The 15,423-nt window shown below is 60.2% G+C and carries 16 protein-coding genes; 7 read left to right on the top strand and 9 right to left on the bottom strand.

Annotated features, from left to right (window positions below; all coding sequences use genetic code 11):
* Positions 1-74: 74 nt before the first annotated feature.
* The 8 genes from infB to PHI30_RS03440 form a co-directional block, all read right to left on the bottom strand.
* Positions 75-2,489, bottom strand: a complete 2,415-nt coding sequence (gene infB, locus PHI30_RS03475; RefSeq protein WP_367186327.1) for a translation initiation factor IF-2 — start codon at positions 2,487-2,489, stop codon at positions 75-77.
* 41 nt (positions 2,490-2,530) lie between these two features.
* A complete protein-coding gene (locus PHI30_RS03470) occupies positions 2,531-3,583 on the bottom strand; it encodes a hypothetical protein (protein ID WP_300023932.1) in 1,053 nt (350 codons plus the stop codon).
* Entirely contained in the window at positions 3,573-3,854 is a 282-nt protein-coding gene (locus PHI30_RS03465; protein WP_300023930.1) for a YlxR family protein, read from the bottom strand. The genes PHI30_RS03470 and PHI30_RS03465 overlap by 11 nt, the downstream gene beginning before the upstream one ends.
* Before the next feature lie 22 nt (positions 3,855-3,876).
* Entirely contained in the window at positions 3,877-5,037 is a 1,161-nt protein-coding gene (gene nusA / locus PHI30_RS03460; RefSeq protein ID WP_300023928.1) for a transcription termination factor NusA, read from the bottom strand.
* A 53-nt stretch (positions 5,038-5,090) separates the two neighbouring features.
* Complete coding sequence (gene rimP / locus PHI30_RS03455; RefSeq protein WP_300023925.1) at positions 5,091-5,552, bottom strand: ribosome maturation factor RimP; 462 nt, start codon at positions 5,550-5,552, stop codon at positions 5,091-5,093.
* Between the two features lie 243 nt (positions 5,553-5,795).
* Positions 5,796-6,608 carry a metal ABC transporter permease gene (locus PHI30_RS03450; protein WP_300023923.1) on the bottom strand — a complete coding sequence of 271 codons (813 nt, stop codon included), beginning with the start codon at positions 6,606-6,608 and terminating at the stop codon, positions 5,796-5,798.
* Positions 6,605-7,318 carry a metal ABC transporter ATP-binding protein gene (locus PHI30_RS03445; protein ID WP_300023920.1) on the bottom strand — a complete coding sequence of 238 codons (714 nt, stop codon included), beginning with the start codon at positions 7,316-7,318 and terminating at the stop codon, positions 6,605-6,607. Before PHI30_RS03445 ends, PHI30_RS03450 begins: the two co-directional genes overlap by 4 nt.
* Positions 7,305-7,724, bottom strand: coding sequence for a Fur family transcriptional regulator (locus PHI30_RS03440; RefSeq protein ID WP_300023918.1), 420 nt, complete (start codon positions 7,722-7,724; stop codon positions 7,305-7,307). The genes PHI30_RS03445 and PHI30_RS03440 overlap by 14 nt, the downstream gene beginning before the upstream one ends.
* A gap of 160 nt (positions 7,725-7,884) precedes the next feature.
* Here PHI30_RS03440 and PHI30_RS03435 point away from each other — a divergent pair, with 160 nt between their 5' ends.
* From PHI30_RS03435 to PHI30_RS03415, 5 genes are all read left to right on the top strand, one after another.
* Positions 7,885-8,802: a sugar phosphate nucleotidyltransferase gene (locus PHI30_RS03435; RefSeq protein ID WP_300023915.1), complete on the top strand. Its 918-nt coding sequence runs from the start codon at positions 7,885-7,887 to the stop codon at positions 8,800-8,802.
* Positions 8,803-8,972: 170 nt separating this feature from the next.
* A complete protein-coding gene (locus PHI30_RS03430) occupies positions 8,973-9,809 on the top strand; it encodes a GDSL-type esterase/lipase family protein (protein WP_300023913.1) in 837 nt (278 codons plus the stop codon).
* A gap of 219 nt (positions 9,810-10,028) precedes the next feature.
* Complete coding sequence (locus tag PHI30_RS03425) at positions 10,029-11,312, top strand: DUF362 domain-containing protein (RefSeq protein WP_300023910.1); 1,284 nt, start codon at positions 10,029-10,031, stop codon at positions 11,310-11,312.
* 62 nt (positions 11,313-11,374) lie between these two features.
* On the top strand, positions 11,375-11,656 hold the full coding sequence (locus tag PHI30_RS03420) for a UxaA family hydrolase (protein ID WP_300023908.1): 282 nt from the start codon (positions 11,375-11,377) through the stop codon (positions 11,654-11,656).
* A gap of 22 nt (positions 11,657-11,678) precedes the next feature.
* Entirely contained in the window at positions 11,679-12,839 is a 1,161-nt protein-coding gene (locus tag PHI30_RS03415) for a UxaA family hydrolase (RefSeq protein WP_300023905.1), read from the top strand.
* 117 nt (positions 12,840-12,956) lie between these two features.
* Here PHI30_RS03415 and fabZ read toward each other — a convergent pair whose 3' ends face one another.
* Positions 12,957-13,400: a 3-hydroxyacyl-ACP dehydratase FabZ gene (fabZ, locus tag PHI30_RS03410; protein WP_300023903.1), complete on the bottom strand. Its 444-nt coding sequence runs from the start codon at positions 13,398-13,400 to the stop codon at positions 12,957-12,959.
* 296 nt (positions 13,401-13,696) lie between these two features.
* Between fabZ and PHI30_RS03405 the strand changes: the two genes are divergently transcribed.
* Complete coding sequence (locus PHI30_RS03405; RefSeq protein ID WP_300023901.1) at positions 13,697-14,464, top strand: IclR family transcriptional regulator; 768 nt, start codon at positions 13,697-13,699, stop codon at positions 14,462-14,464.
* A 61-nt stretch (positions 14,465-14,525) separates the two neighbouring features.
* Positions 14,526-15,335, top strand: coding sequence for an SDR family NAD(P)-dependent oxidoreductase (locus PHI30_RS03400; protein WP_300023898.1), 810 nt, complete (start codon positions 14,526-14,528; stop codon positions 15,333-15,335).
* Positions 15,336-15,423 lie beyond the last annotated feature (88 nt).

Genomic DNA, 15,423 nt, shown 5'->3' with positions numbered 1-15,423 from the left:
ATACCTCCTTTGGCACAATTGCCTTGGTAAAAAGGGAAGGGGCGGCGACTTCTCGCCGCCCCTTAGTATTTGCGTTACTGGGGAATTTCCTCCATGGTAAAGCCTTCAATGATGTCGCCTTCTCTGAGGTCGTTGAACTTCTCCACGGTCATGCCGCATTCGTAGTTCTCCGCAACCTCCTTGGCATCGTCCTTGAACCGCTTCAGGGAGGCCAGCTGGCCCTCGTGGATGACGATGCCGTCCCGCACGACCCGTACAGAGCAGGCTCGAACGATCTTGCCGTCCTGCACGTAGCAGCCGACCACGGTGCCGATGCCGGAGACCTTGTAGGTCTGACGGATCTGCGCATGGCCCAGAACGACCTCGCGGAACTTGGGCGCCAGCATGCCCTTCATGGCGGCTTCAATCTCGTCAATGCAGTCGTAAATGACGCGGTACATCCGCATATCCACGTTCTGGCGCACGGCGCCGTCCCGGGCGGCGGCGTCCGGACGGACGTTGAAGCCCACGATGATGGCATTGGAAGAGGCGGCCAGCATCACGTCGGACTCATTGATAGCGCCAACGCCGCCGTGAATGACCCGGACATTGACCTCGTCGTTGGAGAGCTTTTCCAAAGAGGTCTTGACGGCCTCCACGCTGCCCTGCACGTCGGCCTTGACGATCAGGGCCAGCTCCTTGCGCTCGCCGGCCTGAATCTGGTCGAAGAGATTCTCCAAAGAGACCTTCTGCACGGGCGCGGCGGCATTGAGCCGCACCTCGGTTTTGCGCTGTTCCACCAGCTCCCGGGCCATGCGTTCATCCACCACGGCAAAGAAGGGACTGCCGGCGGAGGGCGCCTCGGAAAGGCCCGCAATCTCCACGGGGACGGAGGGACCGGCCTCGGTGAGACGGTTGCCCTTATAATCGGTCATGGTGCGCACGCGGCCGACGGACGTGCCCGCGATAATGACGTCGCCCTGCTTCAGCGTGCCGTTCTGGACCAGAAGCGTTGCCACGGGGCCGCGGCCCTTGTCCAGACGGGCCTCGATCACGGTGCCCTGACCCGCCCGGTTAGGGTTGGCCTTGAGCTCCTGCATTTCGGCGGTCAGCGTGACCATTTCCAGCAGGTTGTCGATGCCGATGTTCTTCTTGGCGGAAATTTTGCAGCAAATGGTTTCGCCGCCCCATTCCTCGGGAATCAGACCGTGCTCGGTCAGCTGCTGCATGATGCGGTCTGGGTTGGCGTTTTCCTTGTCGATCTTGTTGACGGCCACAATGATGGGAATGTTTGCCGCCTTGGCGTGGTTGATGGACTCCACCGTCTGGGGCATGATGCCGTCGTCCGCGGCGACCATCAAAATGGCAATATCGGTAATCATGGCGCCGCGGGCACGCATGGAGGTGAATGCCTCATGGCCCGGGGTATCCAGGAAGGTGATGGGCTTGCCGTTCACCTGCGCTTGATAGGCGCCGATGTGCTGCGTGATGCCGCCGGCTTCTCCGGAGGCAACAGAGGTGTTGCGGATGGTGTCCAGCAAAGAGGTCTTGCCGTGGTCCACGTGGCCCATGACCACCACCACCGGCGCGCGGGGGGAGAGGTCCTCGGGACGGTCCGCGTGATCGTCGATCAGCTTTTCCTCAATGGTGACGACGACTTCCTTTTCCACCTTGCAGCCCATTTCCTCAGCGATGATGGCGGCGGTATCGAAGTCGATGAGCTGGCTCAAAGAGGCCATGATGCCGTTTTTCATCAGGCTCTTGACCACCTCGGCGCCGGTTTTCTTCATGCGGCTGGCCAGCTCGCCCACGCTGATTTCGTCGGGAATCTGGACCTTCACAGGCGCTTTTTTGGCGATCTCCAGCTGGAGCTTGCGCATCTTATCCGCCTCGTCCTGCCGACGCTTGTTGGAGAAGGTGGGCGCGCCCTTGCGCTGGTTGTTGCTGCGGAATTTTTCCTTGCCGCTTTTTTGCTGCATCCGCTCGCCGCGCTCGCCGCCAAGGGTCTCCAGCCGCTCGTCGTACTTGGCAAGGTTCACGTCGCCGCCCTTGCGGGTGTCCACAATCTTCTTCTGCGGGACCCGGGTGGTGGGCTGCTGGGTGGTCTGCTGGCCCGTCCGCTGAGCGGGAAATGCCTGCTGCTGTGCTGCGTGCTGTGCGGGAGCAACCTGCTGGACGGGAGCGGTCTGCTGGGCGGAAGCCGCCTGCTGGGCGGGAGCCGCCTGCTGGGCCGTCTGCTGAGCGGAAGCCGCCTGCTGGGCCGTCTGCGCCTTTTCCTGATAGGTGTCCGCAAAAATCACCTGAATGCCGGAGACCTGGTTGTGCTGGGTCAGATAGTCGAAAATGATCGACAGCTCATTGTCGGTGAGAACCTGCATGTGGTTCTTCGGCGCGGCCACATATTTCGTCAGAATTTCTGTAATGGTCTTGGTGGATAGGCCGAAGTCCTTGGCCACCTCATGGACCCTGTATTTTTCAATACCCAATAAAAACACCTCGTTATGCTCCAACCCGGGGGCTGGGGAAATTTAAATCAATACCTGCCGTCTGCTTACGATTCCTTTTTTCGGAAAGAGCCTTTACCCTTTTTCACGGGATGGCTTTTTGTGTAAGCAGGCGCTTTTGCCCGCGGCTTGGGGCGGTTTTCCTTGGATGGCCGGGACTTTCCCCGATAGGGAGAAGCACCCGGGGTACGGGGACGGTCGTCCTTTTTGGGACCGTCCTTCCGAAAAGACGGTTTTCCAGGCAGTGTTCCTCCCGCCGGGGAACCGTCCCGCCGGGGCGGGAACTTCCGCTCTGGGGCACCTTCCTGCCGAGGAGCGCCGTCCCGCCGGGGCGGGTACTTCCGCTCTGGGGCACCTTCCTGCCGGGAAGCGCCGTCCCGCCGGGGCGGGAACTTCCGCTCTGGAGCGCCTTCCTGCCGGGGAGCGCCATCTCGCCGGGGCGGGTACTTCCGCTCTGGGGCGACCTCCTGCCGGGGAGCGCCATCTCGCCGGGGCGGGTACTTCCGCGCTGGGGCGCCTTCCTGCCGGGGAGCGCCGTCTCGCCGGGGCGGGTATTTCCGCTCTGGAGCGCCTTCTTGCCGGGGGGAACCATCCCGCCGGGGCGGGTACTTCCGCGCTGGAGCGCCTTCCTGCCGGGAAGGGGCTTTCGGCTCTTCCGGAATTGCGGCCTTGGACTTGTGTCGGCCCTCCCGGAGATTTTTCTCGTGAGCCAGCATCTCAGACTTCCGCTCCGCGGCCCGCTGGGACTTCACGTCCAGCCGCCGCGCGCTTTCTCCGTACCGTTCCGGGTCCCGGTCCGCCAGACGGCGGACCAGCGCGGCGGCAAGGCCGATGTCCGTCACAGCCACAACGGCCACGGAGGCGCGCCCCACGGCGCGGCCCAGCTGTTCCTTCGTAAAGGGCACCCGAATCCAAATGCACTGTCCGGCGTCGGCAAAGCGCTCGATGCGGCGGCGCGTATTGTCCGCGGCGTCGCCCGCCAGCAGCAGCACCCGGGCATCCCGGGCGCGGGCCACAGATTCCACAGGTTCCTCGCCAACGGCCAGATGGCTGCCCCGAAGGGCCAGCCCCAGCAGGGAGAGAATCGGATCATTGCTCATTTTCGGCACCTCGCAGTTCTGCCTCCATGGCGTCATATACCTCCGCCGGAATGGCGGTTTCAAAGGCTCTTTCCAGCGCCCGGCTCTTCCGGGCCTTCCGGAGACAGTCCACGCTGTGGCACACATAGGCGCCGCGGCCGGGCTTTTTGCCGCCAAAGTCAAGGCTGACAGCCCCTTCCGGGGACTTCACGACCCGCAGCAGCGCTTTCTTTTCTTTCATTTCCCGGCAGCCCACACACTGCCGCTGGGGAATCTTTTTTACTTTCGGCATCCGTCAGGCCGCCTTTCCTGGGTTATTCTTCCACCGGGGCGCCGGACTCATCCAGAATCTCCACGTGATCCTCGTCCACGTCCTCTTCCGGCTCCTTGTAGCTTTGGGGTTTGATGTCAATTTTATAACCGGTGAGGCGGGCTGCCAGACGGGCATTCTGCCCCTCCTTGCCGATGGCAAGGGAGAGCTGATCGTCCGGTACCATGACGCGGCAGGCCTTGCCCTCGTCCGCCATCCACACGTCCACCACGTCGGCGGGAGCCAGCGCGGCGGCGATGAACTGGGCGGGGTCCTCATTGTATTTTACAATGTCGATCTTCTCGCCGCGAAGCTCCTCCACGATGCTGCCGACGCGGACGCCCTTGGGGCCCACGCAGGCGCCGATGGGGTCCACGTTGTCGTCGTTGGACCAGACGGCCATCTTCGTGCGGCTTCCGGCTTCCCGGGCAATGGACTTGACCTCGACGGTGCCGTCGTAAATTTCGGGGACCTCCAGCTCGAAAAGCCGCTTTACAAGACCCGGATGGGTCCGGGAGATCAAAACCTGAGGACCGCGGGTGAGACGCCGGACGTCTACCACATAGACCTTGATGTGCATGCCCTCTTCCAAACTCTCGCCGGGGACCTGCTCGCCCGCCATCAGCAAAGCCTCGGTGGACTCGGTGCCTGTGCCGATGCGCAAAGACACGTTGCCGTTGCGGGGATCGATGCGGGTGATGACGCCGGTGAGAATCTCGTGCTGCTTGGAGTTGAACTCGTCATACACCATGCCGCGCTCCGCTTCCCGCAGACCCTGAATGATGACCTGCTTGCCGTTTCCGGCGGCGATGCGGCCAAACTCCACATTGTCCACGGGAATGTTGACGATGTCGCCGATCTCGTACTTGGCGGACAGGTGCTTGGCTTCCTCCAGGGACATTTCGTTGACGGGGTCCACATAATCCTCTTCGGCAACGACGTTCCTCTGCACGTACATCTTCAGTGCCTGGTGCTCCTCATCCGTCTCCACAATGACGTTTTCCACGCCCTCGTGGTCCCGCTTATAGGCAGTGGTCACGGCCTGAATGATTTTGCTCATCATGAAGGACTGGGGAATGCCCCGCTCCTTTTCCAGCATTGCCACAGCGGCGAAGATTTCCGCAATGTTCATGCCTGCGGGCTCCTTCTGCTTTTTGCCTCTCATCAGTTGACTCTCCTTATATTAAAATACATCTTTTTAAATGTTCGTTGCAGCGTTTAAAACTCCACCCGCAGACGGACCAGCGCCACGTCCTTCTTTTCAAAGGACATGGTGTTCTCTCCCACGGTGATGGACACCTTGCCGGTGGCGGCGTCGTACGCGGCGAGATTGCCGGCAAATTCCTTCCGCCCGTCCAGATTCCGATACAGCTTCACCAGAACGGGACTGCCCAGATACCGCTGAAAGTCGCCGGGACGCTTCAGCGCCCGCTCGGCGCCGGCGGAGCCGACTTCCAGCGTGTAGCTGCCCTCAATGGGGTCGGCTTCGTCCAAAAGGTCTGAAAGCTTCCGGGAGATGGTCTCGCAGTCCAGAATGTCCACACCGCCCTCTTTATCCAACAGTAAGCGCAGATACCAGGCACCGGCCTCCTTGACGTATTCCACGTCCCAGAGGGTGCAGCCTGCCTCCGCAATGGCGGGGGCGGCCAGCTCGGCGGTCAGTTCCGTGATTTTCTTCATAGGGGGTGTCTCCCTTCTTTTGACAGAATTTTAAAATTTTGACCCACGCAAAAAGGCCAATAAAAAAAGCGGACCATGGGTCCACTCCACTACTTACTCTTTACTAACATATGCAAATATATCACAACTTGGGTAAAAGCGCAAGCCTTTTGCCTGATAAAAATGAAGTTTTTGACCGGTTTTTTACGGGAATTTTAGGAATTGTGGGGCGGATGGGACGCAAAGGTCCCGTCCGCCCCCGTCTCACCGGCGGCGAAGCGCGCTTGCCGCGCAGGAGAGAAGAAACAGCACCAGGTCAGCGACCACCACGGTGGCCCCCACCGGGGTGGAAAAGGCGAAGGAAATGGTCAGACCCGCGCAAAAGCAGACCACCGCCGTCACCGCAGCGCAGATCACCACGCCCCGGAAGCTGTTGAACAGCCGCATGGCGGTGAGCGCCGGGAAGATGACCAGAGAGGAGATCAGCATCGCGCCCATCATCCGCATGCCCAGAACGATCGTCAGCGCGGTGAGAATGGCAAGGAGCGTGTTGTACCGGTCCACCCGCAGTCCTGTGGCCCGGGAAAAGCTTTCGTCGAAGGTGACGGCAAAAAGCTTGTGATAGTACCGCAGAAACAACACCAGCACCGCCGCGCACAGCGCCACGGAAAGGCCCACGTCCGTTGGGGACATGGCCAGCACGCTGCCAAACATATAGTTGTCCACGTCCGTGGTCATGCCCGTGGTGCGGGAGATCACAAGAATGCCCAGCGCCAAGGCTGAGGCGCTCATGGCGGCCACGGCGGCGTCGCTGTTCCAGTGGGGACGGCCCGCCATCCGCAAAAGCCAGAAGGCGGCAAGAATCACCACCGGAATGGAGAAGTACAGCGGCGTAATGCCCAGCGCCACAGCCACGGCCAGCGCGCCGAAGGAGACGTGGGAAAGCCCGTCGCCGATCATGGAATACCGCTTTAAAACCAGAGAGACCCCCAAAAGCGCGGCGCAAAGACTCACCAAAACCCCGGCGATCAGGGCCCGCTGCATAAAGGGATAGGAAAACATCTGCAAAAGATTCATTGCTCCGCCTCCCGAAAGCGCCGTCCCTGGGGGGAGGCGAGATAGTCGGCCACCGTGCCGGAAAACAGGCTGCTGCGCCCGATGTGCAGCACGGTCCGCGCGCCGCGAAGGGCGGATTTCAGATCGTGGGTCACCATCACCACCGCCATGCCCTCTTTTTCGTTGAGGTAGGAGAGGGTTTTATAGAGATCCTGCGCCGCGGCGGGGTCCAGCCCGGTGATGGGTTCATCCAGAATGAGAAGGCGGCTGGCGGCGCACAGCGCCCGGGAGAGCAGCACCCGCTGCTGCTGTCCGCCGGAGAGGTCCCGGTAGCACTGGTCCTTCAGCTCCAAAATGCCCAGCTTGCCCATATTCATCAGGGCTTCGGATTTCTGCGCCGCCGAGTAAAAAAACCGCGTGCCGGGACGGTTCAGACAGCCCGAGAGCACCACCTCAAACACGGTGGCGGGAAAATCCCGCTGGGCCCGGGTCTGCTGGGGAAGATAGCCCACCGCGCCCCGGCGCAGCTCCTCCGCCCGCCAGATCTCGCCGCTCTGGGGCGCAAGCAGACCCAAAAGGCCCCGCAGTAACGTGGATTTGCCGGAGCCGTTGTCGCCCACGACGCAAAGGTAGTCCCCCGCCTGAATCGTGAGGTTCAGGTGGGTGAGGACGCTTTGTCCCTCATATCCCAAGGAGACGTCCCGGCAGACGATCAGTTCATTGCGCTCCATGGGCGGCCTCCTTTTCGGCGCAGACGCCGCATAGTCCCATCAGCACCGTGCGGTTGGGGTCGATGCGAAAGTGGTGGTCCTGCTCCAGATGCTCGTAAAGGCTTTTCAAATGGGAGCAGTCCAGATGCACGATCTGCCCGCACTGCTCGCAGCGCAGCAAAAAGCAGCCGTGGCAATGCCCCGTCTGATGGGGACAGAACTGGTAAAAGGCGCCCTCTTCCGTGTTCACCTTGTGGACGCGGCCCTCCTGCTCCAGCTTTTCAAGCTGGCGATAAACGGTGGCCAGCCCCACGGGACTGCCCAGGCGGCGCAGCTCCTCCGCCAGCGCGGCCGCGGTGAGCGCTTCGCCGCTTCGCTGGCTGAGACAGTGCAGCACCGCCTGCTGCTGTTTGGTACTATATGACATAAAACGACCTCACAAATATGAAAATGAAAATCATTTTCATATTATAAGCGCATTTGCAAAAAAGTCAAGAGTGGTTGCAAAAAAGCGGAAAATGCGGTATGGTAAAGAAAAACAAAAACCGTTGCGCAAGAGCGCGTAAAAACGATAAGGAGAAAATGGCATGAAAGTCTCACTGGTCATCATGGCGGCGGGTCTCGGCTCCCGTTACGGCGGCAGCAAGCAGGTGGACGGCATCGGGCCGCAGGGTGAAATATTGATGGAGTATTCCATTTACGACGCGCTGCGGGCCGGCTTCAACAAGATCGTGTTCATCATCAAACCGGAGATGGAGGAGATGATGCGCCGCCTGTGTGGGGAGTATCTCGCGAAAAAGACGGATAAGGACGGAAATCCGGTGGAAGTGGCCTATGCATTTCAGGATTTTTCCTCCGTACCGGCGTTTTATTCCATTCCGGCGGGGAGAACGAAGCCCTTTGGCACGGTCCATGCCCTCTTGTGTGCGGCGGATGTGGTGCACGAGCCTTGCTGCGTCATCAACGCGGACGATTACTACGGCCTGGACGCCTACCAGACCATTTATGACGAGCTGGTGAGACTGCCCGCAGAGGGAAAAGCCACCATGGTTGGGTATCTGCTGAAAAACACCGCCAGCCTGCACGGCACGGTCTCCCGGGGGGTGTGCACCGTGACGGACGGAAAGCTTGCTTCCGTGCGGGAGGCGCTGAAGGTGCAGATGTATGAGGACGGCACGCTGCGGGATCTGGCGGAGGATCGGGCCTTGGCGCCGGATACGGTGGTCTCCATGAATTTCTGGGGCTTCATGCCCAGTATTTTCCCCGCGCTGCGGGCGTATTTTGAAAATTTCCTCCAAACGCAGGCGGGGGAGGATCTCAAGGCGGAATGTCTGCTGCCGGTGATGGTGGACCGGGAGATGAAGGAAGGCAAGCTGGAGGTGTCCGTCCTGCACTCGGTGGACAAATGGTTTGGCATGACCTATCATGAGGACCGGGAACTGGTGAAGGCGGCGCTGGAGCAGCTTCACAACGAGGGCGTCTATCCCGCCAGCCTCCGGGAGTAAAGCGACTGCCCAAATACCTGTGCCCGCCATGGCGGACACAGGTATTTTTTAGAAAGACTGGAAAATAAAGAGCAACAATTTGATACCGATTTTTCATAATTTGTTTCGACTTTTTTCGCTCTGGCGCGTCTATAATAGTAGAGAAGAAATTGCGGTACGGAGGGGCACGCATGACGGAGAAACGGAAAAAGAAAAAAGGCAGGGTGCGGCTGCCCGGGATTTTAGCGCTGCTGGGTATTTTGGCGGTGCTGCTTTCCCCGGTGGGACCGGCGGGCGTGGCGGCGGATTCCCCGGCGGCGCTCCAGACCGAGGAACCGGCGGCTATGGCGGAAACGCCGCCGGAAGAGAGCGGAGAGACGGCGGATTTGGAACTGCCGGAAGCCCCACCGGCGCCGGAGGCGCCGTGGGCGCCCGTGCCGGAGAGCCTTCCTGTGGAGGATACATATTTCACCAGCGCGGTGTTTCTGGGGGACTCCCGGACGGAGGGCCTGTTTTTGTACAGCGGATTGCGCCAGGGCGCCTTCCTCTATGCCGTGGGCGCCACGGTGGAATCGGTTTTTTCCAAAAATGTATGGGAAACGGAGCTTGATGAAAAGATTCCGCTTCTGGACGCGCTGGCGCAGGCGGAGTGCGAACGCGTGTATGTGATGCTGGGCGTCAATGAGCTTGGCTGGTCCAAGGTGGAGACCTTCCACGATCAGTACGCCAAGGTCATTGACCGCATCCGATCGGACCACCCCGGGGCCGAGGTGGTGCTGCAATCTCTCCTGCCCGTCAGCGCAAAGCAGGAGGCGAAGAAGAGCTATGTGAATAATAGCCGCATCCTCGCCTATAACGACGCTGTGATGGCGCTGGCGCAGGAAAAGGAGTGCCCCTATCTGAATGTGGCGGAGGCTGTGACGGGGGAGGACGGGTGCTTAAAGCCGGAGCTGACCTCCGACGGCGTCCACCTGAATATCGCGGGCTGCCGCATCTGGGTGGAGTATCTGCGGACCCATTCCGTTTGAACAAAGGACCGAAACTTTTCCGGAGTTTCGGTCCTTTTTCCATGTTTTACATGAGGGGATGAAAATGACGCGGGGTTTGCGCAGGAGTGCTTGACAAGCGGGCGAACGGGCCGTAAACTAGAAGCGGGAAACCTAAAAAAAACATGGAAAACGATACCGGCTTATGCCCCGACGAGAATTCGGTTTCAAAGCATCCGAATCGGAAAAGGAGGATTTTAGATGGAAACAATTACGGACCTGATTCGCAATGTTCCCGTGCCCAAAATGGTCAAGGTTCGCCAGCACTTTGACGATACCCATATTCCAACGCAGGAGCTGGCCGCCACACTCACCCGGGAACTGGATCGGGAGGAGATCGGCGGAAAAATTAAGCCCGGGCAGAAAATTGCCATCACCTGCGGCAGCCGCGGCATCAACCATTACGCCATCATGGCAAAGGCCATCGTGGATTTTGTGAAGTCCAAGGGAGCGGAGCCTTACATCGTGGCGGCCATGGGCAGCCACGGCGGCGCCACCGCCCAGGGGCAAAGCCAGATCCTGCGGGATTACGGCATCACGGAGGAGGCCATGGGCTGCCCTGTGAAAAGCTCCATGGAGACGGTGGAAATCGGACGCTCCGGCGTCCGGGGTCAGAGCGTCCGCATCGACAAATACGCCTCCGAGGCGGACGGCATTCTGCTTTTCAACCGCGTCAAGCCCCACACCTCCTTCCGGGGGCGGTATGAAAGCGGATTGATGAAGATGATGGCCATCGGCCTTGGCAAGCAGCACGGCGCGGAAAACATCCACCACCAAAGCCCCGGCATCATGCACGAGCTGGTGGAGGAGTACGGCAAGACCATTTTGCAAAACTGCCCTGTGCTGGGCGGCATCGCCATTGTGGAAAACGCATACGATGAGACCTACATTATCAAGGGCATGAGCCCGCAGGAGATCATCGACGAGGAGCCGAAGCTCCGGGACCTCTCCTATGAGACCATCGCCCACCTGCTCTTTGACAAGTGCGACGTGCTGGTGGTGGATAAAATCGGCAAGAACTTCTCCGGCGACGGCATGGACCCCAATATCTCTGGCCGGTTCGTCCAGCCCAAATACTGCTCCGGCGGCATCGAGGCGGAGAAGGTGGTGGTTTTGGACCTGAGCGACGAGACTCACGGCAACGCCCAGGGCATCGGTTTGGCGGAAGTCACCACCCGGCGTCTGTTCAACAAGATGAAGCTGGAGATGACCTATCCCACCGGCGTCACCAACACGTTTTTGCACCTGATGAAGATCCCCATGATTATGGACAACGACCGCGAGGCGCTGCAGCTGGCCCTTTGCTGCTGCCCGGACGCGGAGGACCCCGACAATCTCAAGATGATCCGCATCCCCAATACCGCCCACATCGACGATATCGAGGTTTCCGAGGGGATGCTGCCCTTGGTACGCGCCAACCCCCAGCTTGAGATTCTCTCCGAGCCCTATGAGCTGCCCTTCGACGAATCGGGCAATCTGTTTTAATCTACATACGGCCAAACACCAAACTGCGGTCCACGGACCCAAGAAAAGGAGCGAACAACACCATGCGCAACGCCATGATCATTGACGGCAAGGACAATGTCGCCGTCGCCATCGAGCCCATTGCCAAGGGCGACACCGTGACCTATCTCTGCGGCGGGAAAGACGAGAGCCTCACCGCTTTGCAGGATATCACCATCTATCACAAGCTGGCCATTCGGGACATCGCCAAGGGCGAGCCGGTGGTCAAGTACGGCGAGCATATCGGCGTCGCCGCCTGCGACATCAAGGCCGGTGAACACGTCCACGAGCACAACGTGGGCAACCACCGGGAAGAGTTGAAGTAACGTCTGAAAGAGAGGAAATAGTATGGAATTTTACGGATATCGCCGCCCCGACGGACGCGTGGGCGTGCGCAATAAGGTGCTGATCCTGCCTGCCAGTGTCTGCGCCTCCGATACCACCCGCATCATTTCCCAGCAGGTGGTTGGCTCTGTCACCTTCAACAACCAGCAGGGCTGCTCTCAGGTTGGCCCGGACCAGCAGCTGACCATGGACGTGATGGCGGGCTACGCCGCAAACCCCAATATTTACGGCACCGTGGTGGTGTCCCTCGGCTGCGAAAACTGCCAGATGGATCTGGTGGTCAAGGCCATTGCGGAGCGCACCAACAAGCCCCTCCAGCAGGTCATCATTCAGGAGGCCGGCGGCACCCTCAAGGCCATCGACAAGGCGGTTCGCTTTGCCAAGGAGATGGTGGCGGAGGCCTCCCTGCTCCAGAAGGAGAAGTTCCCGATTTCCGAGCTGATCGTGGGCACCGAGTGCGGCGGCTCCGATCCCACCAGCGGCCTTGCCGCCAACGTCCTGATCGGTCAGCTGAGCGATCTGATGGTGGAAAACGGCGGCACCTCCATCCTCTCCGAGACCACGGAGTTTATCGGCGCGGAGCACATTCTTGCCCGCCGCGCCGCCACGCCCGAGGTCCGGGACCGCATTTTTGACATCGTACATCGCTACGAGAAGGCGCTCCAGCTGGTGGGCGAGGAGGTCCGCGAGGGCAATCCTTCTCCCGGAAACAAGGCCGGCGGCCTCACCACGCTGGAAGAGAAGTCTCTCGGCTGCATCCATAAGGGCGGACACACCCCTGTGATGGAGGTCTATGACTATGCCAAGCAGGTGACGCCCAAGAGCGGCCTCGTGGTCATGGATACCCCGGGCAACGACCCCTCCTCCGTGGCGGCCATGGTGGCCGGCGGCGCGCAGGTGATCGTGTTCTCCAGCGGTCGGGGCACACCCACCGGCAACCCCATCGCGCCGGTCATCAAGATCACCGGCAACCGGATCACGTATGCCAACATGATCGACAACATCGACGTGGACGCCTCTCCGCTGATTTACGGCGGCGATCTCAAGGACCTGGGCGACGAGTTGATGAAGCTGGTGGTGGAAGTCGCCAGCGGCAAGCAGACGAAGGCGGAATCTCTAGGCTATACCGAGATGGCCATTGCCCGCGTGTGCAACTACGTGTAATCATTTCCAAAACCAAAGCGTCCCCTGTACCGAAAGTACAGGGGACGCTTTTTACGCGAGGCATAAAAAAGAGGCCCGTTTCAATGCGAAACGGGCCTCTTTAAAAACGGGATTTGCTCAGCGCATGGCGATGGTGACTTCGGACTCCACCGCCAGATCGCCGCCCACATAGATGGCGCACTTGCAGGTGGCAATGGCCTTTTCGGGCCGCTCGGAAGCAAGCTCGGAATGGATTTCCAGCGTGTCGCCGGGGAGAATCTTCTTCCGGAAGCGGACGTTGTTGATGCCGAGGAACAGGGGGGTCTTGCCGATGTAAGCGGGCTTGGTCATGAGGACCAGATCGGTTGCCTGCGCGCCGGCCTCCACGGAATAAACGCCGGGGAGAACGGGATCGCCGGGGAAGTGGCCCTTAAAAATTTCACGGGCGGGGTCTACGTAGAATTTTGCGACGATCCGCTCGCCGGGGACAAACTCAGTGGCCTCGTCGATCAGCAGCATGGGGTCCCGGTGAGGGATGATCTCCATCACCTGCTCGTGACTCAGTGTTTTGACTTCAGACATAAAGAAACCTCCTTAATTTTCGGCGCCCGGAGGGCGCCTGCGCCATCCGGACGATCTGCGGCGACCCTGCGTTCTTTCCAACAGAACAGGACGCGCGACCCGGGAAAAAACCGACCGCCGGACAAAAGGAATGCACTTCCACGATGCGGAATAAATTTTGAGGAAAGGCACAGAAAAATATTCACAAGCGGTCAGCATTGTGGTATATTTATGATAGGCTTTTTACGTAGGCTTGTCAAGTAACGATAAAATTCCCCGCAAAAAATGAGTACTTTGCACGAAAGGCGGAGAGAAATATGGCAAAAGAACAGGTATCCAGTATTTTGAGATCCCTCCAGATACTGGAATGCTTTATGGATGGCGACACGGAATGGACGCTCAAGGCGCTGGTGGAGCGGCTGGGCCTGCCCACCACCACGGTTTTCCGGCAGGTTTCCACGCTGACGGAGCGCAGGTATCTGGAACAGGACCCCGTTCGCAAAAGCTATCGGCCCGGAGCGCGGCTGCTGCTGCTCTCCAGCGCGATTCTGGGCCAGTCCGACCTGCGGTGCACCGCCCGGCCGGAGCTGGAGCGCTTGAGCGACACGCTGCAGGAGACCATCAATCTCAGCGTGCTGCTGGAGCATGATATTTTTTATCTGGATAAGGTGGAGACCCACCGCTCCATCGTCTGCAACACGCAGGTGGGCAGCCGCGCGCCGGCCTATGCCACCAGCGGCGGCAAGGCCATGCTCTCCTGCCAGAGCGAGAGCTATATCGAGGAGTATTGCCAGTGGATGCGTCAGGCGGCCCACCCGCTCACCGGCAACACCATGACGGACCCGGAGCAGCTGCGCGCCGAGCTGGCATTCGCCAAGCTTCACGGCTATGCCATCGACAATGGGGAGATCGAGGAGGGGCTGATCTGCGTGGCGGCGCCCATCTGCGATATGAACCACCGGGCGGTGGGGGCGGTGAGCGTGTCTGGCCCGGATTACCGGATGCGGGCGGATCAGGAGATCATGATCCGCGAGGTGTGCCAGACGGCGCAGCACATTTCCCGTCTGCTGGGATTTCGGGGATGAACAGACGGCGCCCCGAAGGCGGCGCCTGCTGATAAAACAAAGGAAAAGGGGCGGCTTGGCAATGGAAAACGGTACGTATCTCAAATCGGTATTCGGGCTGGAGGGGAAAACGGTCCTCGTCACCGGCGCGGCGGGGGGAATCGGCGCGGCCATCAGCGAGGGACTTGCTTACGCCGGGGCGGAGGTGGCCGTGTGCGGCCGGACCTTGGCAAAATGCGAGGCGCTGGCGGAGAAAATTCAATCTGGCGGCGCAAAGGCGTCCGCGCATTTTCTGGATGTGGCCGATATGGCCTCCATCCAGTCCTGTGTGGACGCGGTGATGGCACGCTACGGCAAGATCGACGTCCTTTTTAATGTGGCGGGCATCAACAAGCGGGAAGGAATGCTGGATGTGGAGGAGGCCACCTATGACCGCATCATGGATACGAACCTCAAGGGCGTGTATTTCATGACGCAGGCGGTGGCCCGGGAGATGTACAAGCGCAAAAACGGCAGCATTGTCAATATCGGCTCCCACAATGACGCGGCCATGCTGGGCGGCTGCTCCGTTTACGGCGCCGCCAAAAGCGGCGTCATCGCCCTGACGCGGTCCATGGCGGTGGAGTGCGCCCGGTACGGCATTCGCTGCAACGGCATTAGCCCCGGCCACATCATGACGGAGCTGACCAAGGTCAGCTGGGACAGTCCAAACCGCGCGCCCTACATGCGCGAGCGCATCGCCATGGAGCGGGGCGGTCAGCCGGAGGAGTTGGTGGGCATGGCGATCCTGCTGGCATCCGACGCTTCCAGCTATATGACCGGACAGACCTACCACATCGACGGCGGCTGCCTTTGCGGCGGCACCCCCTGGGAATACGATACGAAATACTGAGCGCAGGAAAGACCGGCCAAATCTGGCCGGTCTTTTTTTGCGCGGCTGGGGAAAAAATCCCGTGGCGGCAGTACAGCAAAGCGGACGG

Source organism: Oscillibacter sp., assembly GCF_028693505.1.
In the GTDB taxonomy this organism is placed as follows: domain Bacteria; phylum Bacillota; class Clostridia; order Oscillospirales; family Oscillospiraceae; genus Oscillibacter.
Note: the sequence above shows the minus strand (reverse complement) of the source record. Positions and strands in the feature narration are given on the sequence as shown.